Genomic DNA, 25,910 nt, shown 5'->3' with positions numbered 1-25,910 from the left:
ATTATGGATTTAAATAAGCTGCACGATGCTTGGCTTGAAGCTGGTCAAAAAGTAACGGACCTTCAAGAAAAGCGTAATCAAATGGCAGTTGAACTGAACGATTCTCCTGAAAAATATTCAGATGAGGATCTAACTAAAATTGCTGATTCAATTGATAAAGCAAAGAAGACCCGAGATTTTGCTAAAGGTGCATATGATGATGCTTTAGCAACGGCTAAATTAGTAAAGCCTGATAAACCAGCTGCAGGTGGTCAAAAAGATGTTACGCCAAAAGACAAGCCTAAGTTTATTAATATTGTCAAGGGAGCCTTAAAGGGTGATCCAAAGTTTTTGAATTTGATGTCTAGTGGACTTGATGCCAACGGAAATGGTGTTGGCTTGACAATTCCAGAAGATGTCCAAACGGCCATCAATACTTTAAAACAAACCTTTACATCATTGGAGCCACTAGTAACTGTGGAAGGAGTTAATGCACCTTCGGGATCACGAGTTATTGAGCCACGACAGTCAGTGACCCCATTTGCCAACTTGGATGATGAAACAGCCCAAATTGGGAATAATGATGATCCGGCAGCCTTTAAGCCATTAAATTATAAAATTCATCGATATGCCGGAATTTCTAGTATTACAAATACTTTGATGAATGATAGTGATGCAAATCTATTATCATATTTGGAAAACTGGATTGCCAAGAAGGATGTTATTACCCGGAACAGTGAAATTTTGCAAGCATTGGCTAAGTTACCAAGCGCACAAAAAACCACAGTTGATAGTTTTGACGCCATTAAGGATATTTACAACAAGGAATTGGATCCACTGATTTGGAATGAATCTGCATTTGTTACTAACCAATCAGGCTTTGCTGTTCTGGATAAAGTCAAGGATAATAACGGACAATACGTCATTCAACCTAACCCGCTTAATCCATCACAAAAAATGTTGGCTGGTAAGACAATTACAGTTATTGCCGATGCCTTTCTGCCAAACGATGGTAACAGTTTCCCACTGTACATCGGTGCTTTGAAAGAAGCAGTTAGACTTTTCGATCTCCAACAGATGTCTTTGTTGGCTACTAATATTGGTGCTGGTTCTTTTGAAAGTGACTTGACTAAGATTCGTGCCATTGATCGCTTTGATGTTGAGTTGTGGGATACTGAATCGGTCATTTATGCGCCATTTACTGGATTAGCAGATTTAACTCCTGCTGCAAAGACTAGTGGGACTACTAGTTCAACTGGCAAGTAATTTAAATAAGTCGCCAATGAAATAAACAATACAGTGATGGGCGGCTGTTAGGAGGGGTGTCATGTGACGGTTAATCCGACAGAATTAATGGATGAGTTGCATATTGACCAAAGTCCGACTGAATTAACGACTGTTACCAATTTGATTAATGAGGCAACTGAGATTGTCAATCATTCAGTCAGTTCAACTGAAACCCAATATCAAGCCTCATCAATTTACGACTTAGCAATAAAAACACTGGCAACTCAATTATATTATGATCGGGAATTATCTAGGGGGATGTCGGCTGGTTTGTTGATGATGCTAGATCAACTCCAAGGAATGGTTTCAGGAAGTGATCCGGATGGCACTTAATAAATTTAGTCCGGAGCAGTTTAATCGGCAAGCCCAGTTTGGAACGGCTTTACCAACAATTAATCCTAATACTGGTGCATCAGGAACGCAATTTAAACCACAGTTCGTGTTATGGTGCATGCCTTATACGCGAACTAACACACAGAACGTTTCGCTTTTGGGAACAGATTTTGAAGATACTATTCAAATTGTTATTCGACACAATCCGTTAATTGACAAAGGTCTGTTAGTTCAATATCAAGACCAACTGTATCAAATCGTTAATTTGAGTTTAGATGATAGCAATAAAATTGTGACTTATGACATTTTGACTCTACAGATTAATGAGAGGGTTGGTAAAAAACATGGTTAGTATGGCCGAACAATTAGACGATTATTTAGCGAAAATAAAGCGACTGGTACCCAACCGGGCGGAAAGAACTATAATCACTAAAGCCGGTGCCGATGTTTTACAAAAGAAATTAGCTGATGAAACTAAACGGCTACATTATAGTAATCGAATTGCTACCGGAAATGATCCTCACTTGGCTGATAGTGTATTAGTTAGTTCGAAAAATGTTGATGGTGATGTGGATGGGACAGCGACAGTTGGCTGGGTCAAGAAAAAAGCAGTGATTGCTCGCTGGCTAAATGATGGCACTGTTTACATTGTCGGTGACCACTTTGTGGAAAAGACCCGTGAGGAAGCTCGTTCTGATATATTAAAAGCTGAATATATTAAATGGAAGGAGTTGGGTCACTAATGGAGTTACCAGTTATGACTGTTTATCATTTGGTTCAGTCTTTACATTATGGTTGGATTGATCAGCTTTATCCCATGAACATTCCTCCTGGTGCTGATACTTCTGGAAAGCAGACCATTGTATTAGTTACTTCCATTACTGAACCGTTGGGCGGATATCGGAACGATCGATTTAGCAATATGCAAGCTAATATTCAAATTCAAATATTTTGGAAAAAAGAAACACAAGAAAATATTTTTAATGAAGAAGTTACTTTAATGAATAATTTGGAAAATCAGGATTGGCTGGTTAGCTCACATGAGCCTAACACTGTGGATCCAGATACCGATCAAATTACGGCAACTTTTTCAGTTTCTAAGACAATTACAATGAAGAAAGAAGGATTTTAAATGTCAACACATGGTATTAAAGATGTCACCTTTGGTTTAGTTGATGCTAATGGTAAATTACTGACTAGCGATGCAGGAGTAGGAACTAATGGTATCTATTTAGTTGATGGCGATGCTAAAGGTGCTACGACGGCCACAGTTTCTGGCTTGGAAGCCGAGGGTACTGTCGCCTATGCTAATGATGAAGCAAAACGAGTTTCAAATGGTCAGGCACAACCACAGGTCGCATTGGAATTCTTGGATATTGATTTTGACGAGTTGCAAAAACTCAAAGGATATATTCAGGATGCGGCTAATGGTGGTTGGACACGTCAATTGCCAAAGCCCCATGTAGCAATGTTGTTACATTTTCGTTCATACACGAATATTGATATGTACGAAGGCTTTGCTAATGGTCAACTAATTGAAACTGGTAGTTCTCATGCAACGGATAATAATGCTGAAACTGATGCCAATACGGCGTTAACTTACCAAGCATTAACACCGGCTGACAATACCATCTTCAACGGAGAACCGTACAAGATTTGGATGTCTCAAGATGCTGGCTTTGATAAAGCCAAAATGCTGGCTGAAGTCTTTGGTGGTTATTCAGCAACTACCGGTAGTAGCACGACTGGTTCAACAACTGGCGGTACAACACCAGGAAAATAGATCAAGGCGGGGGATATTCCCCGCATACATAATCAAATAAAATAAAGGAGCTTTGATCATGAAAATTAATATTACAAAATTAGGTTTACGTAAAAAGTCAGCTGAAGTTAAAACCACTGTGGGTGTTGTTGAGAAAGCCCAAAATTTACAAATTCAATTGTTGAAATCAGATGCAGTTGATTTTACTAATGATGACCCACTAGCAGTTTTGGAAACGCAAAAGAAAATGGTTCAAGGATTATTGCAATTTATGATTGATATTTTTAAGTTGACTGATCAAGAAGTTGAAAAGATTAAATCAACTTTGGACTTCACCGACTTTCAAAATTTCATGGCCTATGTATTATTCCGGTTTCAAGGTATGAGTGATGAAGACTGGGAGACTGTCACCAAACAGCAAAGTGAGGAATCAGCTGACCCAAAAGAAAACAATTAAGATTAGCTAAATTAATCAATGATTTAAGCATATCCCAACAAGATATGCTTTTTTTTAAACAACAAATGATGAAGCAAGGAATCTTACCAGATGAGTTAAACCGACAAGATTACTTTGAATTTATGGCAGTCTTAAATGCTAAGGATAAGAAGAAACAAGTAACAGATCCGGTTGTCGAGTTATTAAATAAACGAAAGGGGACTGACTAATGGCTACTATTAATGATGTAATGAGTACTTCAATTCGCTTGGATGCAGTACAACCAGCACGGTCATTAAAGACTTTAACCAATTACATTAAAGCTACTACCAATGCATGGCGTTCTCAGGAGGTGGCCTTAAAATCTTCTGGAGATAAGCTAGATGCTTTAAAAACTAGGTATCAAGGAATATCAGAAGAAATTAAAGGTTATAACTTAAAAATTGATGAGTTGAAGCGTCGACAGTCAGGCCTCGATCAAACGACCAACCAAGGTTCAGAAAAATATGCCAAATATGCTAATCAGATTGCTAAAGCACAAGAGAAGATTGCTGGTTTAAATGATCAACAGTCTAAAGCGGAAAAGCAATTTGAATACCTTAATTCAGGACTATCTGGATTGCAGCGTAACTATCATAGCCTTAATCAAGTAACCAATTCTTATGTAGATGCCTTAAAGGCTCAGGGAAAGATTAACCAAGCGGGTCAAGTAAAGCTCAAGGGACTTAAAGAAGGCCTGAGTAGTTTATCCGATCAGTATAAATTGCAAAATGATGAACTTAATAAAAATTCACAGACTTATAGACAAGCCCAGTTAGCTTATGAAAAGCAACGAAATGTTGTTCATGAACTTGCCAATGATACCCACAAGAATGCAGATGAGTATGCCCAAGAAAAGGAAAAACTCAATCAATTAAAAGGTAGCTTGGACATTGCCAATGAAGCTTTTAACACCCAGAAAGTGCGAGTCAACAAAACAGCTGCTTCACTAGCTAACGTTCGTTCAGATGTGGTTAAATACGACTTACAAGTCGGTCACATGAGTGATGCCATGGCTCGAATGGGCGATAAAGCCAACATTGCTAAAGGTAAGGTTAAAAATGCGTTTGGATCAATTAAAGGGAGTTTACTAGGTGCTAGCGTAGCGATGGGGACATTGGGAGCAGCTGCATTTTCTGGCGCTAAAAAAGCAACTGAACTTCAAAATGTTTATAAAGTAAACCGGAACTTGTTAGTTACGGGTGGTGATAAGACTAAAACTGCCATTAAGACCGTCACCGAAATGCAAAAAGATGGGACTAAGTACGCTCTCAAATATGGGGTTAGTCAAAAAGAAATTGCTGATCAATACCAGGATTTAATCAAGCGTGGTCATACAGGTGCTGAATCATTAGCGGTTATGAAAACTGAACTACAAGCCAGTGTGGCTTCTGGTGATGACTTTAAAGATGTGGTTAAAGTATCAAGCCAGGCGATCGAAGCATTTGGCATGAAAACCAATAATACGGCAAAAATGATGCACAACACTAAACGTGTAGTTAATGCATTGGCCTATTCTGCTGATATGACTGCCACTGACTTCCACAGTCTAGGTAAAGGTATGGAATATGTAGGCGATTCAGCTAATAATGCGGGGTTTAGTATTGAGCAAACTTCTGCTGCTTTAGGTGAATTAAGTAACCACGGCTTGGAAGCTGATAAAGCCGGAACGGGTCTACGAAAAATTATTACTAGTTTAGCAGCACCAACTAATTCAGCTATGGGTGCTTTGAATGACATTGGGATTAAATCAACTAAAATATTCCAGACTGCCAATGGTAATTTCAAAACATTGCCTGCAATTTTTAAAATTATCGAAGAACATACTAAAAAACTTGGTGGAGCTGATACAGCACGCATATTTAAAACGATTTTTGGCCAAACTGGTATGCAAGCAGCTCAAATCTTAGCTAGATATAATGGTCAGTTGGCTGATTTAACCAACAATGTTTCTAAAGCAAGCAAAGCTGGGACTTACGTTCAAAGATTAGCTAACAAGAATGCACAAACTGCCCAAATGTCCCAGAAGCGATTCAAGCAAGCCTGGGATCAATTATCAATTATGTTTGGGTCTAAGTTACTGCCCTACATGACAAAAGCGGCTAATCAAATGACCAAGCTTTTTGGTGAAAAAGGATTTCAGAAAGATATTGGTAAAACGGCTACTTTAACTGCACATGTTGCAGTAGGAATTGCCAATATTGGTATTTTTGCTGTTAAGCATTATGAAGGTGTCAAACATTTCGGTGAAGCATTAGCTGCAATTTGGGCAGTTGGTAAAGTTTATAAATATTTCAAAATATTTAGTGACATTACCTCTGTTTTTGGTGGTCAAAGATTAAAGGTGAACCGATTAACATCAGCATATGATGATCAGACCCTAGCTATTGAACGTAACACTAAGGCTAAAGAAGCTAATGTGGATGCCGGAAATGGTACCAGTGCAATTGATAATGTTGCTGATAGTGCTGGAGGCGAAGGTAAGATTACCGAAGGTGCTGAAAAAGATGGTAAAACGGCCATCCACGATATAGATGATACAAGTAAAGTTGCCGAAGACTCCGGAAAAGTTGGCCGATTCGCTAAATTAGCTGAAAAGTTTAAAGGTGTTAGCAAATTCGGAAAGGTTGCGGCTGGTTCTGTCGGTGTCTTAGACGTTTTAAATTCGGCAACTGATTTAATTGGCATGAAAAAGAAGACTGCCGGTTCACACATTGGCGCTGCTACTGGTTCATTAGGTGGTACTGCAGCAGGTGCAGCAATTGGAACAGCTATTTTACCTGGAATTGGCACAGCTGTTGGCGCTGGTTTGGGTGGCTTGGTTGGCGAAGGTGTTGGTCGTAAGTTTGGTAAAGCTATTCAAAAAGGACTTTCAGCACAAAAAATCCATACACCTAAATTATCTACTAAGTCTTCTTTCAAGAAACTTTCTGATGAAGCGACAAGCTATTATAAAAACCGTGAAGCTCAGGACAAGAAGAACTTACAATTACTTTATAAAAACGGGGACATTACTAAAAAAGAGTACGAAAAACGCCTACAAATTATTAAGGGTGAAGGATCTAAAGCCAACCGATTAACTCTGATGAGTCAAAAGGATCAGCAGGCAATTGCCAAATATTATGCGCAATCACGGCAACGATTAACCGAATCGTGGAATAAAAAGATTCTAAAAGCTGAGAATAAATACGGTAAAGGATCCGTTCAAGTTGAAAAAATGCAGAAGGAAAAGAAAGAAGCACTTGAGAAACAACATCTTAAATTTGCTACTCAAGTGACTGCTAAAGAAGCCAAACTGCATACAACCTTAGCTGGTCAGATTAAATTGTCTACTAACAAGATTGCAAAAGATTACAAAACTCTTACTGAAAAGGGTAAAAAGTATTCTAAAGAAAAAATGATTAAATTGGTGGCAAACGCTGATGAAGAACAAAAGTCTGTCAGCAAAAAAGCTAACGATGAATATCATAGTGTTTATAAAGCGGCTTGGAAGAAATATAAAAATACAGTTAAAGCAGCAGACGAAGAGTATAAGGGAAATAGTTCAGCTGCCAAAGCTCAACGCCAAAAGATTATTGAAGAAGCTCGTAAACAGAGAATTGGTGTAATTAATCACGCCGCTAAGCAAAAGAACGATTCAATCACTAAAGCCAAACAGCAGTCTGATAAGGTTTACGATTATGCACATAATCAAAATCGTAAAGTAACGGCTCAGGCTGTTTCTCAGTATGAGAATATTAAGAAAAACAATTCCAAAACTAAAGATAATTACAGTCTTTCTTGGCATGGAATTTGGAAGTCAGTTGGTAATTGGATTGGCAAATTAGTCAACGGGATGAATAAAAATGCCATTTCAGCCCAGAACAAAGTTTTTAAACAATACGGGGGTTCACAAACTTTAGATCCGATACCAACAGTAGCGTGGGCAACAGGTACCGGATTGTTGAAAAATGGTTTATTAACCCAACCGGTTTTGGCTAAGCTTAATGATGGTCACGATTCACCAGAAACACATAATAAAGAAATCATTGTCCACGCAGATGGGCAATTAGAACCAGTTGAAGGTAAAGATACTCACCGGTTCCTAGAAGCTGGTTCCGGCGTTTTAAATGCGACAGAGTCTAAGATGTTAATGGCTTTAAATGGCATGCAGCACTTTGCGTCAGGAACTGGTTTGTTTGGTGGTATCGGGAAATTCTTTAAAGGTATTTGGGGTTCTTTAAAGCAGAAGCTGTCGGCACTATCACATATTGCTAAGCATTCTGATGCAACTTTCAAACAAGTTTTTCAACCTAACTTTGGCGATATAAAGGGAACTGTTGGAGAGAACTTTGCCAATATGTTTGGCAAACGCGACAAGCAACAGGGTTCGGTTTGGTGGGATACGGCCTGGAATATGTTACATGGCATGGTTTCCGAAGGTGGCGGTCAGACTAATTCAGCATTTTTGAATGAAGCTAAGAAATTGGCAAATCGTGCCCATCACCGATATTCTGAAGGCTCTAATGTCCGCTTAGGACCGAATTATTATGATTGTTCTGGCTTAGTTTATGAGACTTTGAAGCACATGGGAATTACAGTTCCAGGTGGCTCGACTACTGTCCCTGAATACAACTTTTCTAAGCCTGTATCTTGGAAGAATGCTAAGACTGGTGATTTAGCATTCTTCGGTCGTGGAGGAAGTCAACACGTTGGTATTGTGGTCGATAATAGTGGTTCTGGGCATATGTTCAGTGCTGAAAATCCAAAGGACGGGATTAAATATTCTACCATCAAGGGCTTCGGTGATTTTGTTGGGATTCGAAGAGTGCCTGGGTTGATTGACAAAGTTAAAAAGTCAACTAAATCTCATAAACAAAGTTCTGGGTTACAAACACTAGTAAAATCTCAATTAAAGCATTCCGGGGTTTGGAGTTGGGTATCGAAAAATTTAAAACCATTATGGCAAAAATTGTTTGGTAGTTTAAGCAGCTTTGGATTAAGTGGCGATGTGGCAGCTAGAGCTAAAACCTTAGCTAAAGCATTGAAAAAGCTGGATCCACGCGCAACTAAAGCAGGAATTGCTGCAATTCTTGGTAATTGGGAATTTGAGTCAGGATTAAATCCTAACGCAAGAAATTCATCTGGTGGAGCTTCTGGGCTTGGGCAGTGGTTAGGTGGTAGACTGAATCATTTGAAATCATATGCTCATCGTCATGGTGAAAACTGGCGCAATGCAGCTACCCAATTAAAGTTTGCGTTAAGCGATGACAGTTCTGATTCTTCTGTATTTAAACGAATCCTTGAGGGTCATGGTTCGATTGCTTCGTTAGCCAGTCAATTTTCTGAAGATTGGGAACGTGGTGGCTATACGGGGCAACACGTTAACGGTGCGAAGAAAGTTGCTAATTATTTAGGATATGCGAATGGTGGCTTGGTTGATCAAGAACAGTTAATTAAAGTAGCCGAACGTAACAAACCGGAAACCATCATTCCGTGGGATATTAATAAACGAGGACGAGCCTATGAATTGTTAGCCGATACTATGGCTCATTTTAAACAGACAGATCAGCATACCAACCAATCAAGCAATTCAGATGTTCAGGCTGTCAAAAGACTTGAAGCTAAGTTTGATACAATGATTAAACTTATGAGTCAATTGGTCGATGGCCAAAACAATCCGATTCCGGCAGTAGTGACTGACAAGCAAGTTGTCCAGGCAGTCAATAAACATAACAAACGGACAACTGCTAAGAATAATTGGGGAAGAGGTGTAACCTTTGGCTAATAACGATAATTATGATGTAAACACATTTGATTTTGCCTTTGATGAAGATGGGAACGGTGGTTTTAATTCAGAAGACGATTTGGGCATATTTCTAAATCATGTATCGAAACCGTTAGCCCCCAATATTACTGAGTCATTTCAAGACGTCCCTAAACGTTATGGTGGTGTGTACTTGGGAACAGACTATGGTGAAAAAGAATTTGACATTCCGATTACCTGTTTCTGTACCACCCGCGATGAATATAACGAACGAATTAAAACATTAACTAATGTTTTAGTCAATACCAGCAGTGATGCTGATACTGAATATCCGCTGAGGTTTAATGATGATCCAGATGTAACTTATTATGGACACTTTACAAGTATTCCAACACCGACATTTATTAATGAAGGTGTTCAGGACTTTCAAACCACGTTAGTCTTCATGCTGGCGGATCCACGCGGATTTTTACCACAAAAGGAAATAAAAATTACAGACAATGATCAGCAAATTATTCCTGAAGGAAATACGGAAGTTGATCCAATTATTCATATTATTCCGAAAACTGATCTTTATTATGTGGGTTATGAAACAAATGATGACTATGTAGCGGTTGGATATAACGTTGATGACGGTGATACGACTACGGATAGTGATGGCAACGTCACAGTCATGGGACAATCCCAAACTCAACAGGTTGACGATCCATGTAACTCATTAGCTACGTGGATTCAATGTAGTGAAAATACGCAAGCCTTTCCAATTTATAAGGGCGAGATAGATGGAAGCTCAGCGGCCACCGGTACTTCAATTATGGTGGCTAAAGATAAAGATGACCATTATGAATGGGGCACTCGTGGTAAACACAAGAACTTTTACGGCCCCGCAGTTATGCATAATGGCTTACCTAAGATAACTCCTTATTGGAAAGTTTCGGTGCGTTTGCATCATGTTAAACGAATGAAAAATGAGCGGGCAATGGGAAAGATTGAAGCTTATTTATTGGATAATAATGGTAATGTTTGTGGCCGGATGGGGATTGAAGATTACTCAATGGGCCGTTATCCACGGGCGTTTATTCAATTAGGCAATAATTTTGATAGTAGTAACTCTGATAGTTATTTGACATTGCTGTTTGATGAAGGTAATGGTCAGCAGAAACAAAATGAGGCTACCAAACATGTTAAAGTTGCCTACACCAAAACAGTCACCGTTAAGAAGACGACTAAAAAGAAGAAGTGATATAAATGAATCTACAATTCTTTGCGCGGAAGAAACGAAAAACTCGTAAGAAGACTAAGACTAAAAAGAAACGAGTTGTGAAATCTAAAAAGGGTGGCAAGAAGAGTAGTAGTAAAGGGGGCAAAAAAACATCAGCTCCCAAAGCTACAACAAAGAAGAAAAAGGAAAAAGAATATGTAACTGAAACCTCGTATATGAATAAGGATGCCTACTCGAATTTTTATGGTGAATTTATTCTTGAACGACAGAAAAAATCGGATAGTTCGGGGAATGTTTACGACAACTGGGTAGCAGAAATTAACCAGTGGGATCCTAAAACCGGTGAGCCATATAGTGTTAACAATACAAGTAAAACTCACATGCATAAGGAAAAGTTGGATAAATCCGGTAAGTTTGGTTTTGCTTTAGCCAACTTAGGCGTTTTCTTTGGTAAGCATGATATTAAAGAGGACTTAGTTAATCCAGTGGTGGCGTATAAGTCAGATTATGAAGCTTTAACCAATTATGAAGAATGGCGCAGTGATGGCTCTACTGATCCAGATGATACGCCACATATTATTGCCAAGGCTGGTCAAGAAATTATTATTGATACGGCCAACAATAAAGTTACTATTGATGGAAAACCGGCCGATAAATACGTTTCATGGTTATCGACCTTCCCTAAATTAACCGGTGGGGTTCCACAAACTCTACACTTTTTCCCGGATCCCAAAAATGCTGATGTAACAATTGAATATCGACCAGCAATTAAGTAGTCACGAAAGCGACTACTTTTTTCATACATACATTAAGGAGGCTAGAGATTTGTATATTATCCTGGATAAAAATTTAAAGCGAGTTGCTACGTTATCAACTAATTCAGACGCCAACCCGTTTTGGGGTGAAGTAGTTGAACGCCAAATTGCCGATGATAACAGTAACTCGGATGATGGCATTACTGGCGTTAGCACTTTTAATAGTACGGATCCGAATGCTAACTCCAAAAGTTGGAATGATACATTAACAGGACTAACCATGTTGCAAAGTGCCCCTGCGGCTCAATACTTAACGGTTGGTAATAGTGTCGCTGTGTATGATGATGTGCATAATCATTGGCGTATTTATCGAATTTATCAGGTTGATGAAACTATTGATGCCACTAGTGGGGCTCACTTAGTAACGGTTGATGCTATTAACCTAGCAATCTATAAATTAAATAAGACCATTCCACCCCAAAAAGAAATTAAAGATTGTAAATTAGATCAAGCCATGCAGTGGATTATGGCTGATACTGGTTGGGATTTACAAAATAATTGTTCTTCGGGCTTGTTTGCTGATATTAACTTTGATGGTACGGCTTCTAGTCAATCTGCCTTGCAGACGGTTCTATCAACTTACGATGCGGAAGCTGATGCTTATTGCCATATTGACACTAATGGTATTGTGACTGACCTGATTTTAGAATTAGCTGATCAATTGGGAGAAGATGAAGGTAAATCAATTACCTATGGGCAAAACATGTTGTCTGTCCAACGAGAAACAGTTGATACTAATTTAGTAACCAAGCTTTACATTGTGGGCGCAAATAATGCTTCAATTGCCTCGGTTAACAACGGCAAGAATTATATTACTGACGTTTCAGCAAATTCTCTTTATAACACTGATCAGAACACCTGGCTGGAAGGAACGATTACTAGTGACACTATTACTGAACCTAAAGCATTACTTGATTGGGGATTGCGGGAATTAAGATTGTACAATCATCCACGAATCAACTACGCTGTGGAGGTTACTCAAGATTTTCAAGCTAACTTGGGCGATACTATTAAGGTGATTGATTTATCCATGAACCCAATTTTGACAACGGAAGCGCGAGTCATTCAGCAAACCACTTCAGAGAGTGATCCAAGTCAAAATAAAGTCGTCTTGGGAGAGTTTAGCACAGTTAAAGTAATTACGCCGGCGTTTATCCGTAATATGGAACAGCGTTGGAATGACCATGTTAAAAAATTATTTGAAGAAGCCCGAGAAAATGCCAATGCGGCCACAGTCAGCTTGATTACGCCATTAGGTTCAACTTGGTATAACACGGATACTTCCAAACGGGTGATTGCGAGATTGTTTATTGAAGGTGAAAACGTGACTTCTTATCTGTCACCACAAGCGTTTAATTGGCAAAAAATTAATATGGACGGTACCCGTGATATTGGGTGGGAAGCTGACCATGCAAAAGATGGTTATCAGGTTACTATTGAACCACCATTTGTAGGTACTTTACTTGTAACAATTGATGATGCTTACGTCAAAGATCAAGCTGAAATGTGGATTGATACCAGTAATTCAGTTGATGGATCTTGGCAGAAGCTTTGGGAAACTAAGGACGCTGCCAATAAAGATTTTAATGGTGATCAGCATATTGGGGCCTTACAATTTTCATATTTATTGAGTGATGGTTCGGTGTTGTCTAGTTATCACTATTCTAAAGACAAAAACCATTCAGATTGTGAATTTATTAAATGGAACGCTGATGGAACATTACAAAGCATGATGTTTGTAACTGGAGGTGGCCATTGCGGATCGTTTGGCTATGATGAAGGTTCCAACACAATTTATACAGAAATAAAAGATCCAATTGATGGGAAATATTATTTGGTAACAATGGCATATCAAGCCAATACAAGTGCTAGTAATATAACCAAGTGGTGCCAAGTAAAACAATATTTTCGAGTTAACGTTGATTTGAAGAACAATCTGTGGCTAGGAAGTACGACAAGTGGGAAAGTATATGTTTGTCAAATTAGCGATTTACAAGCTGGAAACTTTACTCCTATTATTGAATTTAATCTGCAAGACTTTGGCTGGAAACCATTACCAGCTGGAACCATTAATAATGGCACTTATAATACTCTTCAAGCGAATGGGATTAGTTATCCATTTGCTTTTTTTACGGCGGGTGATGCTAACAATGCTGATGACAAACATGTTATGTGTATTAACTTAATTACACAGTCAATGGTATTTGATTATGTGGTGGAACCAATGCAGGATATTAAGTTAACAGTGCCGTTGGAAAATGGCGGTCATTTGGAGCCGGAGGGCATATATGAAGATGTTAATAATTCTAGGTTAATTGTTGGCTTTAACGTTTCTGAATATAGGGATGCTGCACATACTGTCTCTATTGCTCATAGTGCCCTATATACAGCTCCACTTGGAATCCGTGATGATTCTAAAGATTTAGTTGTTGAATATCCTGAACAAGATGAAGGCGAGAATGATGAGACTGAACAACCAGTAATTACCGGAAATGATAATGCTGATGATTCAGATGATAGTTCTGATAGTGATGAAGATGGGGATGAATCAACTGGTGAAGGAACCAAAATTGAGGATGGTGATAGCAATTGATTATTGCAACGGGAACATTGAATATTGATGAAAATGCTAAGCTTGCTCAACAAGCCTCTGACGATGCAAAAAATGCTGCAAATTCTGCGGCTGATGAAGCGGGTAAAGTAAAAACTTCGCTCGATGGAAAAATTACCGTTTCATCGCAAGAACCTTTTGATGATGGTAAAAGTCATGATGAAGGTGATATTTGGTATGTTCAAGACAGTAACCATATGACTAGTGAAATGTATACCTACGATGGTTCGGACTGGGTTAAGACTAAAATGTCTCAAACTGTCCTATCGGTTGGACAGCTTTCAGCATTAACTGCTGATTTGGGAACTATTGAAGCCGGATATTTGAATTCGGTAGAAATTGATTCATCAATCATTAAAGCTGCCAAGATTGATGCAACTTCAACAATTACAGGAGCTTCAATCGAAGAGAATAGTAGTAATGGAAAGATTACATTAGACCAAGGTGGATTCTGCGCCATTAGTAATGGGAGTTATCTTCAATTCGTATCTGGAAATAGTAATGGGTACACTAAAATCCGTGGTGGCTTGGATGTTGATTCAATTAATGTTGGGGCTTCAGTTATTGAAGGACAAACTTTTCAAGCATATGGCGGCAACAATACTCATATTGGTAGTGCAAATGCATGGACGTATTTAGCGGAAGGAATTAAATGTGGTCCTGGAGGTTATATTTCATCAGTTTCAGGAACTGATATTTATTTCCACAATGAGGCTGGTACGACAATTGATCTTCATGCTGGTGATGTCATTTCACATGGAACTAATTTACTTGATGAAATTAATAAGATTGAAAAGAAATTGAAGATGTAAGGTGATCTGATGAATGATATTAACGCACAAGATTTAATTAACCAATTAGTTAATGAGTACAGTCAAGATATGGCAGCAAAAAATCAACAAATTGCGTTATTAAAAATTGAAAATAATCAGCTTAGAAAGAAGGCGAAAACTAATGAGTAAGGAGCTCGCATTCACGGATGATAATGATGTGGTTAAATATTTAGATACAACCACTGCTTTTAATCTGGCACTCACGGCCGACGGGGTAGCCTTTGATTTAACTAATGCTAAGTCAATTTTGGTAAAAATAGCTAACGATGATGGCTATATCATGCAACAAACTATTGATTTAACCACTGTAACTAGTCCGCTTGGTGGAACACTAAGCTTTCCAATTAATCAGGATATTATGAACACATTGGTTCCGGATGATTATGATATTGAAGTTTGGGTTACTATGAATGATGGTACGCAGGCTATCTTTCCAAGCGATGGAACGTTAGGATTTTCAATTGAAGAGAACCTCATGAGTGATACTGGTGAAGTGATCCCAGTTATTACTTTAAATGATTTTAAGCAACAATTTGATGATCTAAGTAGCCAAATGGAGAATGCAGTTCATAATGTTCAAAAGGGTGATAAAGGTGACAAAGGTGATACTGGTACTGGTCTTGAAATCAAAGACAAAGTTTCATCAGTTTCGAATTTACCCTCAACAGCAAATGAAGGTGATGGCTATTTAGTTGGTGAAGAATTATATGTTTGGGTGAACGGTGCTTGGAAAGATTGCGGACCATTACAAGGACCTAAAGGTGATCAAGGTATTCAAGGAAATACTGGCACAGGTGTTTCTTCAACTACAATTCAATATCAAATTTCAAATAGTGCAACTACTGCTCCAACAGGAACTTGGTCAAATAACATCGTTGCTACAACGACTACAAATCCCTATTTGTGGATGAAAGCTACTTTAAACTACACTGATGACACAACAAAAGACTTTTACCTTGTTTCACAAAAGGGTGATAAAGGTGATACTGGTGCAACGGGTGCTACTGGACCAATTGGTCCACAAGGTCCTGTTGGTGCTGGATTAGTTGTTAAAGGTACAGTCAATGATGCTTCACAACTTCCAACGACTGGAAATCAAGAAGGTTATTGTTATTTTGTTGGTACTGATTTATATGTTTGGGATGCCGGAACATGGAAAAATTGTGGAAGTGTAAGTCCAGATTTAAGTAAGTACGTTACTGTTACTGATTTAAACAATGGATTGAGTACTAAAGTTACTGATAACAAAGATGGAACTGAACAACTTAATGGGGTTAAGGTACAGCCATATAATAAGCTAAGTGACATAACGAATTTAAGAAATATTGTGCTGCAAACGGATAATGTTTTATCTTATACTGCACAAGGTGGAGTGGGAGAAACCATTCAAAATTTTCCACTATACAGCGGATTTTCATCCTTACCTTCTGGCACGCAAATTTATTACTCATATGATTTAGTAGTTAAAAATGCTGATGGTGGTGTACATTGGTTAGGCTGGGCTTTAAATTGGAATGCTTTTGTAAATAACCAACATATTACAACAGATGGTATTCATCATTTCCAAGGAACTGCTACTATTCCCGACAAAGATATTGTTAGTGGTCAAAAAATACACGCAACAATTGATGGTTCACATGCAACATATCAACTAACGAATTTAATGATAGTTGTTGGCTCAGTCCCAGTCACACATTTACCAGCTCCAGAGGATAAGGTTACTGATAATAAGGATGGCTCAATTGAAGTTAATGGCAGCTCTATTACACCTGCTGATGACAGTAAAGTTGTTCACAGTACAGACACATCAAACTGGCAAAAATCTAAGGTAACCGATGACACCGGTATGCCCTTATTAATGTTGGGAGACACCGATGATTTAAGCGCTAAAATAAGCATATTGCCAAATGGATACTTTACAATTTACTGCACTGCTGAAACGTTAAACAATCCTTCTGCTTCTCCAATAAGAGGTATCATCCATATTACTGCTTCAACAAGAGCAGGGTCTGGGATATTGTTCAGTGAAGACAAAAAGGCTTATATAATAACGCTATTGGAAACAGTGACCTATACTCAAATAGCTAACGATTCCAAAGTTGCCCACCTATCTGGTGCTAACAATTTTGATACTGTTCCAACTGTTAACAATAATCCGTTATTACTCGCAAGCAGTTTACCGTCTGACCTAGCACGAACGGGTTCAGATCAAGAGTTTACGGGTAAGAACACCTTTGATACTGCGCCAATTGACAAGACAACTGGTCATCCGTACATTACTAAAGACAGTGTACCAGCAGTTCCTGATACTTTGGCGGACACCACTAAGGATGCCAATTTTACAGGAAAACTTCAAAAGTCTGGAATTGACGTGGCAACTACAACTGATGTAAACAATACAATTAATACAGTTGTAAGTCCATTAAATACTAATACAAATTGGACAAGCTTAAATGTTGATAGTAGTCAAACTGAAAATAGCGACTGGGAACCAAGTACAACCAATTTACAATATCGTATATATAATAGTACGCTTTATCTTACAGGGCAGTATATTATGTTAGGCAATGGCGGAAATAGCTCTCATAATAGTACAACATTATTTCAACTTTCCTCTGATATTACTTCCAAAATTAGTTTTCCAAGCACAAATAAGTTTCCAATTGGTATTCTACAAGCATTAGCACAACAAGCATCAATGTTTATGATCAGTTTAACAAGCGATGGGAAAATTACTTGTGTTACTAATCCATATGATTTAAATGTCACATACGGGGCATCAATGGCGGGTGGCTTTATTAATGCAGCGATTCCGCTAAATTTATAAAGGAAACTGTAAACAGCGTTTATATATTACGTTTTAGCCAGTAAGTTCCACAACTAATATCGATAGAAAGGAGCTTGAACCTTTGTGAAAAAATGCTATAATATTTTTTGTGGATAGTAGCGCCCCCAAAAGCTACTATCCATACTTTAAAGAATATATTCCCCTCAGAATATATCTTCCGAGTTGTGTTCATATTTCTTATTCATATACCCCCATATATGAATTGGCACCTGTCTGTTGGATAGGTGCTTTTATTTATGAAAAGTATTATAATAAAATTAGAGGGCTACAAATTTGACCTTTTGCCCTTATACTTTTACTAACTTTATTTACATTTAAGAGCACTTATCTAATTTTTGATAAGTGCTCTTATTTTACCCAAAAAATCAGGAGGCTTTTTTATGTTTACTTATATTTTAGATGTTTTTAATTCTTTGAAGGCAACCGGATTGGTTGCTTTTTTAATTGCAGTTATTCCAGCAACCTATAAATTGGTTAAACCACTGATTGAAGCTAAAATTAAAACTGAAAAGAATACTCATATTAAGCAAGGAATGGAATTAGGCTTGAAATTAGCGAACGCTTTTGTACCTGTGGTGGCAAGTATGCCAGCTTTAAGTAATTCTGATCGTAAAAAAGTGGTCAATCAATTTGTTGATTCTGGCTTAAAGGAGTCCGGCTTTAATTTTAAAGCAGAAACAATTGAAGGATTAGCAGAACAAGCTTACCAGTATTATAAACACACTCTAAAGGGAGATAATCACAAAGCACCTGTTACTCCGGCGCCTACAAATGACGTTACACCCGACGTTCCAGTCGATGACGATCCGGAAGTATTTAACGAACCCCAATCATCTGAACAAAAGTAGGAAGTGACGAAAATGACAAAAAAGGTTGCTGATTTATCTGTTTACCAAGGCAGTTCTGAGACCTACATGAAATCTCTAAAAAGTCACGGAATTGATACCACGGTGGTTAAATTGACGGAAGGCACTGGATACATTAACCCTAAAGCTAGAGAGCAAGTGGCTAACGGATTCAAAGTATTTGGTAGTGTTAGTGTTTATCATTTCTTTCATGGTCATGGTTCATCAGAAGCTAAGTATTTCTTAGCTTGGGTAAAAAGCTTTGGGTTGGATAAATCCACAGTCTTGGCCCTAGATGTGGAAGCACAAGACCTTCCTTGGAAGACCACAGCCGAAGTAGATGTCTTTTTAAAGGAGTTAAAAGCCAACGGTTTTACCAACGTTATTACTTATGGATCCGGTTCATGGTTTGCTGAAAAGCGAATTGATCGAGCTGAACTTATTGATAAACATATTTGGGTAGCAGCGTATGGCGTTAGTCAACCGGGAATTGATAATGTGAATGCTTGGCAATATACTGATAACTATGATGGATTAAAGGTTGACGCTAGTTTAGATTTTGATGGTTCACTGTCCGGAAGTGGGGTAGTTATTAAACCTGCTAAACCGGAATATTATCAGACTCCAGGCCTATACGAAGCAACACAAAGCGTAATTCACCAATTTAACGACGTTCAATTCAAATCTAAACGTCATACACGTCTGATTAAAGGGAGCCGATTTTACGCTACACCAATTAAATATGGTGAGATTTATCGACTTTCTACGCCAACTGGGTACTATACAGCTAATAAGGACAAGGTTAAGTTTATCTTTGCGGTAAAGGCTGGTGGTAAATAATGACGGCAGTTCCTGACGAAATTAACATGACTGAGATGTTAATTGGAATTAAAGAAGATATTTCTTCTATTAAGCAACAGCTAAGCGACCAAGCGGATTTAAATGAAAAAGCGGATAAAGCTTTGGCCAAGTCCATTGAAAATGAACATCGAATTGATAATTTAACTCACATAAACTATGCATTAATTTCTTTAGTGGCAACGGGAATTATTGTACCGTTGATTATTTATTTAATTGAGAGATTTATGTGAGATAAATCCCCCTTGGATAATTATTTTTTTTGGGGGGGAATACATATATTGGTATATATTAATTAATATTATTTTGTGCTTTTGATAATATTATGCATATATTAGCTTTTGGTTATTGAACTATCATTTTTGAGGACAAAATAGCTAATAACGGTCAAATAACGGTCAATTAAAATTATAAATGCCCTTATATCAACGTTTGTAAGGGGCACTTGTGCCTGCAGTCGGCATATGAGTAGAAATTAAAAAAATAGGAATGCGCTAAATGTTAATTTAGCGACATTCCTATTTTTGTGTCTCAAAATAAACCACTAAAAGACATCAGATTCTGAACCATTATCTTAGCGATTTCTGTCAATGACCCCATACATCTTCAAAATTAGAAAATACTTCTGGAACCTTCTGGACCAATCTACTAGAAACGTAATTATTCCATACAAAATCTGTCATCAGCAATAGGGAAACACTATTACCAATGACAGATATGTAAAATCATATGCAAAATTGATCTTAAAAGTTACTCAAATCCTGATAATGCTGAATTTGAGTTTGAATCTGGTTCATTTGATTCTGTAAATCAATGGCCTGTTGCTCCAAAGACAGGTAAGTTGCCTGATAGGCCTGAGGATTGTTTCCGGCGGTTGTTAAGGCCCGCTGGTAGTCACTGGATGTCGTATCCTGATTGGTCAAGCCATCTGCCGTACTTTGCATTGTCGACAATTGTGACTGGATTGAGGTCAACTGTTTCTGCAGGGCCGTTACTTGCGTTTGAAGTGGTTTGATTTGGTTTGTGTATGGATATGAAGTGACCTTAAATGATTCTGTCAGCGGCTTGAAATTCACCTTGGTTGCCGTTAACTGATAGCTGCCGATGTGTGACAGCGGACTTTTTAAATTGATCACGAACCGGCCGTTTGATTGGACAACGGCCTTTTTTGCGTAAGCCCCGTCCTGGTACAATTTGACCAATGATCCCTTCGTTACCGAACCGGTAATTTTAGTTTGGGAGTTGTTAACCGGCTGAATCTTTAATTTAAGGGCAGCGGGAGCGGAATTAACATAACTCGCACTGACTGGGGCCGAATAAAATAATGGCAATGCCAGGCCTAGGCCTAAAAGTAATGTTGCAGATTTCATATTAAGTTTCTTCCCTTCAATATGGTCTGATAAATGTGACGATCCTGAGAAATACAGTCTTTCCCACGGGACATTATTATATGCCATGAAACCTTTAGAAATCCAATAGATGAGTAACCATTCTGATAGTTTAATGAATTCGTTAATTTTGATAGGTTAGCGAGCAGCGGAAAACTTTTAAAGCCGGAATTGGTATAGCCATCTATCTTTAAATTGGTATACACATTAAAAACCTTTTAATTGCCATAATAAGGGCGATTAAAACCATATTTAAAATATTGGTACTTGATAATAATCCGACATTATGATAATCTGTATAAGTGAACGAAAGACAAAAAGGAGATTTTTATCATGAAAAATGTGCTATTAATATGTGAAAATGGTATTTCGAGTAATTTTCTGGTTAAATCCGCCAAATCATTTATGGAAGCCTACGATGTTTCATTTAATCTGATTTCATCCGACTACACTCAAGCTGATACATACCTGGATAATCAAATTGACTTAGTATTAATTGCCCCACAGGCGAGTTATCACAATCGAGAAGTTAAGATGATTGATGGTCGGGCGCCTGTAATGACAATTCCCGATGATGTCTATGGTTGGGCCAACGGAGAGAAACTTGTTAAATTAATTATGAATACCTTTGCACCTGCTGAGGCGATCTAATTGACTGATGACGATCGCAACCAAATTGCGATGACAATGTTGCTGGCTGCCGGACATGCCAAACAGATTATTTCCGCCCAGTTGGATCATTTAACAGATCGGCCCATGAATTCTGACGAAATTTCACGTCAGATGGCAACTGCTCACCAATGGCTCGTTAAGGCCCATGTTGAACAGAACAAGCTCATGAAGGATGCTGAAAGGGTGCCATATTCGCTTTTATTAACCCATGCTCAGGATACTTTAATGAACACGGAAACCATTTATTTCTTAGTTTCAAAATTGCTACCCCTCTTAGAAAAATAATCATCTTCATTCACGGAGAAGAATAATCCCTGAATTTACGGCATTTTGCGTTGTCATTTAAGCTGATTGCTTGGCACGCTTTGTTGAATTCAGTATGTATCTAGCTTATAATAGCTTTTATGGTTTATTCTTAATTCTGAGGATAAGTAAATAAAGATCTAATCCCGCTAATGATTTTCTTAAACGGATTAGATTTATTTTTTGGAGGGTGTCACATGCAACAACAAGATCAAACCGATCAGGAACGAAGGGCAGATGCATCGTTCTTTGGCCAACCTCGAGGACTGTCGACACTGTTCTTCACCGAAATGTGGGAACGGTTCAGTTACTACGGGATGCGGGCTATTCTTCTATACTACATGTATTTCAGTGTTACAAAGGGCGGATTAGGATTTGATCAGTCGCTTGCCGCTTCAATCATGGCAATCTATGGATCACTCGTATACTTAACATCCGTTATTGGTGGTTTTGTCAGTGATCGAATTTTAGGAAGTCGCCGCACAGTCTTTTATGGTGGGATTTTGATAATGTTAGGGCACATTTCACTATCATTGCCATTAGGCGCGTCAGCGTTGTTCACTTCGATTATTCTAATCACTTTAGGAACTGGTCTGTTAAAGCCCAACATTTCCGAAATGGTTGGGGGTCTCTATACCGAAACAGATAGTCGCCGGGATTCTGGATTTACCATTTTCGTTTTTGGGATTAATTTAGGATCATTCGTTGCGCCACTACTTGTTAGCTGGCTTGGATTTAACGTTAACTTTCACCTTGGATTCTCGTTGGCAGCCATCGGGATGTTCTTCGGTCTGTTACAATACATTCGTGGCGGCAAGAAACATTTACCAAGTTCAAGTCTCTACCCAAGCGATCCGCTGGAACCAAACGATGCAAAGAAACTTTCAATCCGGATTGGATTAGGAATCGTTGTCTTTGCTTTAGTGCTTATATTGATGCAAGTAATGGGAAGCTTATCATTGAGTTCATTTATTTCACTGTTAAGTATTATTGCCATTGCAACCCCAATCGTGTACTTTGTGATTATTATTTCCAGTAAAAAAATTACGGCTACCGAACGTTCCCGTGCAATTGCTTATATCCCATTGTTCATCGCTGCCGCAATTTTTTGGGCAATTGAGGAACAGGGTTCGGTGGTTCTGGCACTGTTTGCCGAAAACCAGACCAACAATAACTTCTTTGGAATCTTCAACATTCCAGCTGGCTGGTACCAGTCCTTAAATCCATTGTTCATTATGCTGTACACGCCATTCTTTGCGTGGATGTGGATTAAATTAGGTAAAAAGCAACCCAGTTCACCATCCAAGTTCTCGATGGGGTTATGGATTGCCGGTTTATCATACTTGTTCATGGTATTACCAGTCATGTTATTTGGTTCCTCGGCTAAAGTAAGTCCGTTCTGGTTACTTGGAAGTTGGGCAATCGTTGAAATTGCTGAACTGTTGATTTCACCAATTGGGCTTTCGGTTACCACTAAGTTGGCCCCAAAGGCCTTCGAATCACAAATGATGAGTATGTGGTTCTTGGCGGATTCCGCTGGCCAAGCGGTTAACTCGCAAATTGTTAAGTTCTACACCCCCGAGAACGAAATCAAGTACTTCTTGATTGTCGGCCTCGTCGCCATTTTAGCCGGAGTTGTCTTGGCATTTCTTGTTAAGCCAATTAAGCGGTTAATGGAAGGTGTCAATTAGTTATCAATGATCACAAATGTGCTATCCTAACTTGGATGGCATTTTTTGTTTGTTAAGGAGTAGTTATGGTAAATGTAGCGTTTTCCAGTGATAATCATTTCGATATCAATAAGGTTCCTTTAACGGAAACGATTCGGCAACAGGCAGATTATTTGCGTCGGCACCAGATTCAATACTATCTGATTGCGGGGGATTTATTTAACAGTTTTACCAAATCGGCTGACTATGTGCGTTTGCTTCAGGCATAACTACCAGATACAAGGGTGTTCTTCATTGCCGGGAACCACGATATGTTAAACGGCGTCACTTACGAGGAACTTGAAACGGGCACCTGGCCTGGGTACTTGAACAATCGCTTCGTTGATATTCTGGGCACTAATTACCGGATTATTGGTTTGAACGGATGGTATGACTATTCGTTTGCCGCCCAAACCGGCCGCAGCGATCAGCAGATTCACCAGTGGAAGATGGCGTATTGGGTAGATAGCCTTATCAAACAGCCTATGAGCGATCCTCAGCGCGAACAGATTGTGATTGACCAATTAACCACGCAGCTGCAGGCGGCCCAAAGAAGCGGCAAGCAGACCATTTTAGTGACCCACTTCGTACCGAATGGCTACTTCATTCACACCACGAACGATAATCGGTTCTGGAACATGGCAAATGCGATGTTAGGCAGTCAGCGAATAACGAAGGTGATTGATCAATCCGCCATGGCGGCCGTTGTCTTTGGTCACATTCATAACCGGATTGCCCCCGTTAAAATTGCGAATACCTGGTATTACAACGCTGCTGTGGGGTATAATAACAACCACCATCACAATGAGTGGCGAACAACAGACTTTTTAAGTGAGTGGCGCAATCAGCTTAAAACGATTCAACTTTTTTGAAAATTCCGCTTGACGAAATACCAATAATTTTGTATTATTATATTCGTTGGTTTGATACCGACAACGTGTTTTNATCCGCTCCTTCGGGTTCGGTGGTTCGAATCCACTCCCCTCCATTTTTTCATTGGGCTATAGCCAAGAGGTAAGGCAACGGGTTTTGATCCCGTGATGCGCTGGTTCGAACCCAGCTAGCCCAATCGTTACGCCTTTCGTCGTTTTATCAAGGATTATCGTCCTGGATACGACGATTTTTTTGATTCGAGAGGCGTTCTGTGCGCGAAAAGTTCGGGTCCTCAATTTGGGATTCCAAAATTAACATCAACTGGCTGCTAATCAATTTGATTGGCAGTTTTTTTGTCGATGACAATCACTTCATTTGGTGAAAATCGCTGGTGCTGAGGTAATCGCTTTCAAGTTTGATAAATTAAAGTTGGTCTATTTCAAAATTCTGCTTGCAATCCGCGGGGAATTCCGTTATTGTCAAAATAACGATAAATTGGAATAGTCCATTAATTTGGATTTGGAGGTTATTCACATGAAAATTGGCTTTATTGGTGTTGGCGCGATGGCTCAGGCAATTATTCAGGGGCTTTTGCGGGCGAAGTTTGTTCCCGCGGAAAATATTTTGGTTCACAGCGCCCACAAAGAAAACTACGAGAACTATGCCGCTCAGTACGGATTGACTGCCAAGGCGACTAACCAGGCTTTAGCTGCTGACAGTGACTTGGTGGTTCTTGCCGTCGTGCCAGCGGTTGCTGGCGACGTCCTTGGCGAAGTTCGTGATCAGTTAACGACTGAGAAGACCCTTATTTCGATTGTTTCCGGAGTCAGTCTTTCCAGGTTGGAAGAATTAACCGATTATAATTTAGCCATTTTACGAAGCTTACCAAACATTAATTCCGAATTCGGTCAGGGGATGACGGCGGTTGCGGCCAATGAAAACCTGACCGGCGATAAGGAAAAAACGGCCCTGGCACTTTTTGCGGCAACTGGCGAAGTCAGTGAGCTTCCAGAAGATCAATTCGCGATTTTCAGTGCGATTTCGGGTAGTGCAGTCGCTTACGTCGACTTCTTCATTGATGCGCTGAGTCGGGCGGGCGTGAAGTACGGCTTTAGTAAAGAGACCGCAACCAAGGTTGCCGCTCAAACGACTTTGGGATCAGCTCAGTCGTTGCTCGCGTCCGGACAAACACCTGCCGAGCTGATCGATAAGGTTTGTTCACCGGGCGGCGATACAATTGCCGGCATTCTGGCCATGGAACAGGCCGGCTTTTTGAACTCAGTGGTGAAGGGGATCGACGCCACCATTGACAAATCAACCGGAAATGCAAAGTAAAGGGACTGAACGATCA

Annotated in this window: 24 protein-coding genes and 1 tRNA gene; 24 read left to right on the top strand and 1 reads right to left on the bottom strand. The window is 39.1% G+C overall.

Going from position 1 to position 25,910, the window contains the following annotated elements:
- Positions 1-3: 3 nt before the first annotated feature.
- The 17 genes from FD47_RS02335 to FD47_RS02260 all read left to right on the top strand — a co-directional run bounded on the left by FD47_RS02335 (position 4) and on the right by FD47_RS02260 (position 19,847).
- Positions 4-1,245, top strand: a complete 1,242-nt coding sequence (locus FD47_RS02335) for a phage major capsid protein (RefSeq protein WP_035180821.1) — start codon at positions 4-6, stop codon at positions 1,243-1,245.
- Between the two features lie 63 nt (positions 1,246-1,308).
- Positions 1,309-1,599, top strand: coding sequence for a head-tail connector protein (locus FD47_RS02330; protein ID WP_225352716.1), 291 nt, complete (start codon positions 1,309-1,311; stop codon positions 1,597-1,599).
- Positions 1,589-1,951 carry a phage head closure protein gene (locus FD47_RS02325; protein ID WP_003636420.1) on the top strand — a complete coding sequence of 121 codons (363 nt, stop codon included), beginning with the start codon at positions 1,589-1,591 and terminating at the stop codon, positions 1,949-1,951. Before FD47_RS02330 ends, FD47_RS02325 begins: the two co-directional genes overlap by 11 nt.
- A gap of 1 nt (position 1,952) precedes the next feature.
- On the top strand, positions 1,953-2,342 hold the full coding sequence (locus FD47_RS02320) for an HK97-gp10 family putative phage morphogenesis protein (RefSeq protein ID WP_225352715.1): 390 nt from the start codon (positions 1,953-1,955) through the stop codon (positions 2,340-2,342).
- On the top strand, positions 2,342-2,731 hold the full coding sequence (locus FD47_RS02315; RefSeq protein WP_035181096.1) for a DUF806 family protein: 390 nt from the start codon (positions 2,342-2,344) through the stop codon (positions 2,729-2,731). Before FD47_RS02320 ends, FD47_RS02315 begins: the two co-directional genes overlap by 1 nt.
- Complete coding sequence (locus FD47_RS02310; protein ID WP_056980000.1) at positions 2,732-3,382, top strand: phage tail protein; 651 nt, start codon at positions 2,732-2,734, stop codon at positions 3,380-3,382.
- A 58-nt stretch (positions 3,383-3,440) separates the two neighbouring features.
- Positions 3,441-3,818: a phage tail assembly chaperone gene (locus tag FD47_RS02305; protein WP_054732686.1), complete on the top strand. Its 378-nt coding sequence runs from the start codon at positions 3,441-3,443 to the stop codon at positions 3,816-3,818.
- Positions 3,819-4,026: 208 nt separating this feature from the next.
- A complete protein-coding gene (locus FD47_RS02300) occupies positions 4,027-9,603 on the top strand; it encodes a phage tail tape measure protein (RefSeq protein ID WP_054732683.1) in 5,577 nt (1,858 codons plus the stop codon).
- A complete protein-coding gene (locus tag FD47_RS02295) occupies positions 9,596-10,825 on the top strand; it encodes a distal tail protein Dit (RefSeq protein WP_035181099.1) in 1,230 nt (409 codons plus the stop codon). Before FD47_RS02300 ends, FD47_RS02295 begins: the two co-directional genes overlap by 8 nt.
- 5 nt (positions 10,826-10,830) lie before the next feature.
- On the top strand, positions 10,831-11,580 hold the full coding sequence (locus FD47_RS02290; RefSeq protein WP_020282071.1) for a phage distal tail protein: 750 nt from the start codon (positions 10,831-10,833) through the stop codon (positions 11,578-11,580).
- A 49-nt stretch (positions 11,581-11,629) separates the two neighbouring features.
- Positions 11,630-14,212, top strand: coding sequence for a phage tail spike protein (locus tag FD47_RS02285; RefSeq protein ID WP_035181104.1), 2,583 nt, complete (start codon positions 11,630-11,632; stop codon positions 14,210-14,212).
- A complete protein-coding gene (locus tag FD47_RS02280) occupies positions 14,209-15,042 on the top strand; it encodes a hypothetical protein (protein ID WP_035181108.1) in 834 nt (277 codons plus the stop codon). Before FD47_RS02285 ends, FD47_RS02280 begins: the two co-directional genes overlap by 4 nt.
- A 9-nt stretch (positions 15,043-15,051) precedes the next feature.
- Positions 15,052-15,192: a hypothetical protein gene (locus FD47_RS15615; protein WP_169790400.1), complete on the top strand. Its 141-nt coding sequence runs from the start codon at positions 15,052-15,054 to the stop codon at positions 15,190-15,192.
- A complete protein-coding gene (locus FD47_RS15805) occupies positions 15,185-17,890 on the top strand; it encodes a hypothetical protein (RefSeq protein ID WP_054732681.1) in 2,706 nt (901 codons plus the stop codon). Before FD47_RS15615 ends, FD47_RS15805 begins: the two co-directional genes overlap by 8 nt.
- 401 nt (positions 17,891-18,291) lie before the next feature.
- On the top strand, positions 18,292-18,759 hold the full coding sequence (locus FD47_RS02270) for a hypothetical protein (protein WP_035181110.1): 468 nt from the start codon (positions 18,292-18,294) through the stop codon (positions 18,757-18,759).
- A gap of 12 nt (positions 18,760-18,771) precedes the next feature.
- Entirely contained in the window at positions 18,772-19,596 is an 825-nt protein-coding gene (locus tag FD47_RS02265; RefSeq protein WP_054732678.1) for a GH25 family lysozyme, read from the top strand.
- Positions 19,596-19,847 carry a hemolysin XhlA family protein gene (locus tag FD47_RS02260; protein WP_035181114.1) on the top strand — a complete coding sequence of 84 codons (252 nt, stop codon included), beginning with the start codon at positions 19,596-19,598 and terminating at the stop codon, positions 19,845-19,847. Before FD47_RS02265 ends, FD47_RS02260 begins: the two co-directional genes overlap by 1 nt.
- 510 nt (positions 19,848-20,357) lie before the next feature.
- Here the strand turns inward: FD47_RS02260 and FD47_RS02255 are convergent.
- Positions 20,358-20,984, bottom strand: coding sequence for an Ig-like domain-containing protein (locus FD47_RS02255; protein WP_056979999.1), 627 nt, complete (start codon positions 20,982-20,984; stop codon positions 20,358-20,360).
- A gap of 351 nt (positions 20,985-21,335) precedes the next feature.
- Between FD47_RS02255 and FD47_RS02250 the strand changes: the two genes are divergently transcribed.
- From FD47_RS02250 to proC, 7 genes are all read left to right on the top strand, one after another.
- Entirely contained in the window at positions 21,336-21,653 is a 318-nt protein-coding gene (locus tag FD47_RS02250; RefSeq protein ID WP_008214409.1) for a PTS sugar transporter subunit IIB, read from the top strand.
- Positions 21,654-21,959: a PTS lactose/cellobiose transporter subunit IIA gene (locus FD47_RS02245; RefSeq protein ID WP_054732675.1), complete on the top strand. Its 306-nt coding sequence runs from the start codon at positions 21,654-21,656 to the stop codon at positions 21,957-21,959. It abuts the gene before it with no gap.
- A gap of 215 nt (positions 21,960-22,174) precedes the next feature.
- Positions 22,175-23,668 carry a peptide MFS transporter gene (locus FD47_RS02240; protein ID WP_056979998.1) on the top strand — a complete coding sequence of 498 codons (1,494 nt, stop codon included), beginning with the start codon at positions 22,175-22,177 and terminating at the stop codon, positions 23,666-23,668.
- Between the two features lie 65 nt (positions 23,669-23,733).
- Entirely contained in the window at positions 23,734-23,916 is a 183-nt protein-coding gene (locus FD47_RS15800; protein WP_225352712.1) for a metallophosphoesterase family protein, read from the top strand.
- A 15-nt stretch (positions 23,917-23,931) separates the two neighbouring features.
- Positions 23,932-24,558 (top strand): metallophosphoesterase, encoded by a 627-nt coding sequence (locus tag FD47_RS02235; protein ID WP_225352711.1) that lies wholly within the window; start codon positions 23,932-23,934, stop codon positions 24,556-24,558.
- A gap of 125 nt (positions 24,559-24,683) precedes the next feature.
- Positions 24,684-24,755, top strand: a tRNA-Gln gene (locus FD47_RS02230).
- A gap of 338 nt (positions 24,756-25,093) precedes the next feature.
- Positions 25,094-25,894 (top strand): pyrroline-5-carboxylate reductase, encoded by an 801-nt coding sequence (proC, locus tag FD47_RS02225; protein WP_056979997.1) that lies wholly within the window; start codon positions 25,094-25,096, stop codon positions 25,892-25,894.
- The last annotated feature ends 16 nt before the right edge of the window (positions 25,895-25,910 follow it).

It is taken from the genome of Lentilactobacillus parafarraginis DSM 18390 = JCM 14109 (assembly GCF_001435895.1).
Lineage (GTDB): Bacteria > Bacillota > Bacilli > Lactobacillales > Lactobacillaceae > Lentilactobacillus > Lentilactobacillus parafarraginis.
Note: the sequence above shows the minus strand (reverse complement) of the source record. Positions and strands in the feature narration are given on the sequence as shown.

Coding starts and splice junctions, on each gene's coding strand:
- FD47_RS02335 (WP_035180821.1), top strand. CDS start 4: ATGGATTTAAATAAGCTGCACGATGCTTGGCTTGAAGCTGGTCAAAAA.
- FD47_RS02325 (WP_003636420.1), top strand. CDS start 1,589: ATGGCACTTAATAAATTTAGTCCGGAGCAGTTTAATCGGCAAGCCCAG.
- FD47_RS02320 (WP_225352715.1), top strand. CDS start 1,953: ATGGCCGAACAATTAGACGATTATTTAGCGAAAATAAAGCGACTGGTA.
- FD47_RS02315 (WP_035181096.1), top strand. CDS start 2,342: ATGGAGTTACCAGTTATGACTGTTTATCATTTGGTTCAGTCTTTACAT.
- FD47_RS02310 (WP_056980000.1), top strand. CDS start 2,732: ATGTCAACACATGGTATTAAAGATGTCACCTTTGGTTTAGTTGATGCT.
- FD47_RS02305 (WP_054732686.1), top strand. CDS start 3,441: ATGAAAATTAATATTACAAAATTAGGTTTACGTAAAAAGTCAGCTGAA.
- FD47_RS02300 (WP_054732683.1), top strand. CDS start 4,027: ATGGCTACTATTAATGATGTAATGAGTACTTCAATTCGCTTGGATGCA.
- FD47_RS02290 (WP_020282071.1), top strand. CDS start 10,831: ATGAATCTACAATTCTTTGCGCGGAAGAAACGAAAAACTCGTAAGAAG.
- FD47_RS15615 (WP_169790400.1), top strand. CDS start 15,052: ATGAATGATATTAACGCACAAGATTTAATTAACCAATTAGTTAATGAG.
- FD47_RS15805 (WP_054732681.1), top strand. CDS start 15,185: ATGAGTAAGGAGCTCGCATTCACGGATGATAATGATGTGGTTAAATAT.
- FD47_RS02270 (WP_035181110.1), top strand. CDS start 18,292: ATGTTTACTTATATTTTAGATGTTTTTAATTCTTTGAAGGCAACCGGA.
- FD47_RS02265 (WP_054732678.1), top strand. CDS start 18,772: ATGACAAAAAAGGTTGCTGATTTATCTGTTTACCAAGGCAGTTCTGAG.
- FD47_RS02260 (WP_035181114.1), top strand. CDS start 19,596: ATGACGGCAGTTCCTGACGAAATTAACATGACTGAGATGTTAATTGGA.
- FD47_RS02255 (WP_056979999.1), bottom strand. CDS start 20,984: ATGAAATCTGCAACATTACTTTTAGGCCTAGGCCTGGCATTGCCATTA.
- FD47_RS02250 (WP_008214409.1), top strand. CDS start 21,336: ATGAAAAATGTGCTATTAATATGTGAAAATGGTATTTCGAGTAATTTT.
- FD47_RS02240 (WP_056979998.1), top strand. CDS start 22,175: ATGCAACAACAAGATCAAACCGATCAGGAACGAAGGGCAGATGCATCG.
- FD47_RS15800 (WP_225352712.1), top strand. CDS start 23,734: ATGGTAAATGTAGCGTTTTCCAGTGATAATCATTTCGATATCAATAAG.
- proC (WP_056979997.1), top strand. CDS start 25,094: ATGAAAATTGGCTTTATTGGTGTTGGCGCGATGGCTCAGGCAATTATT.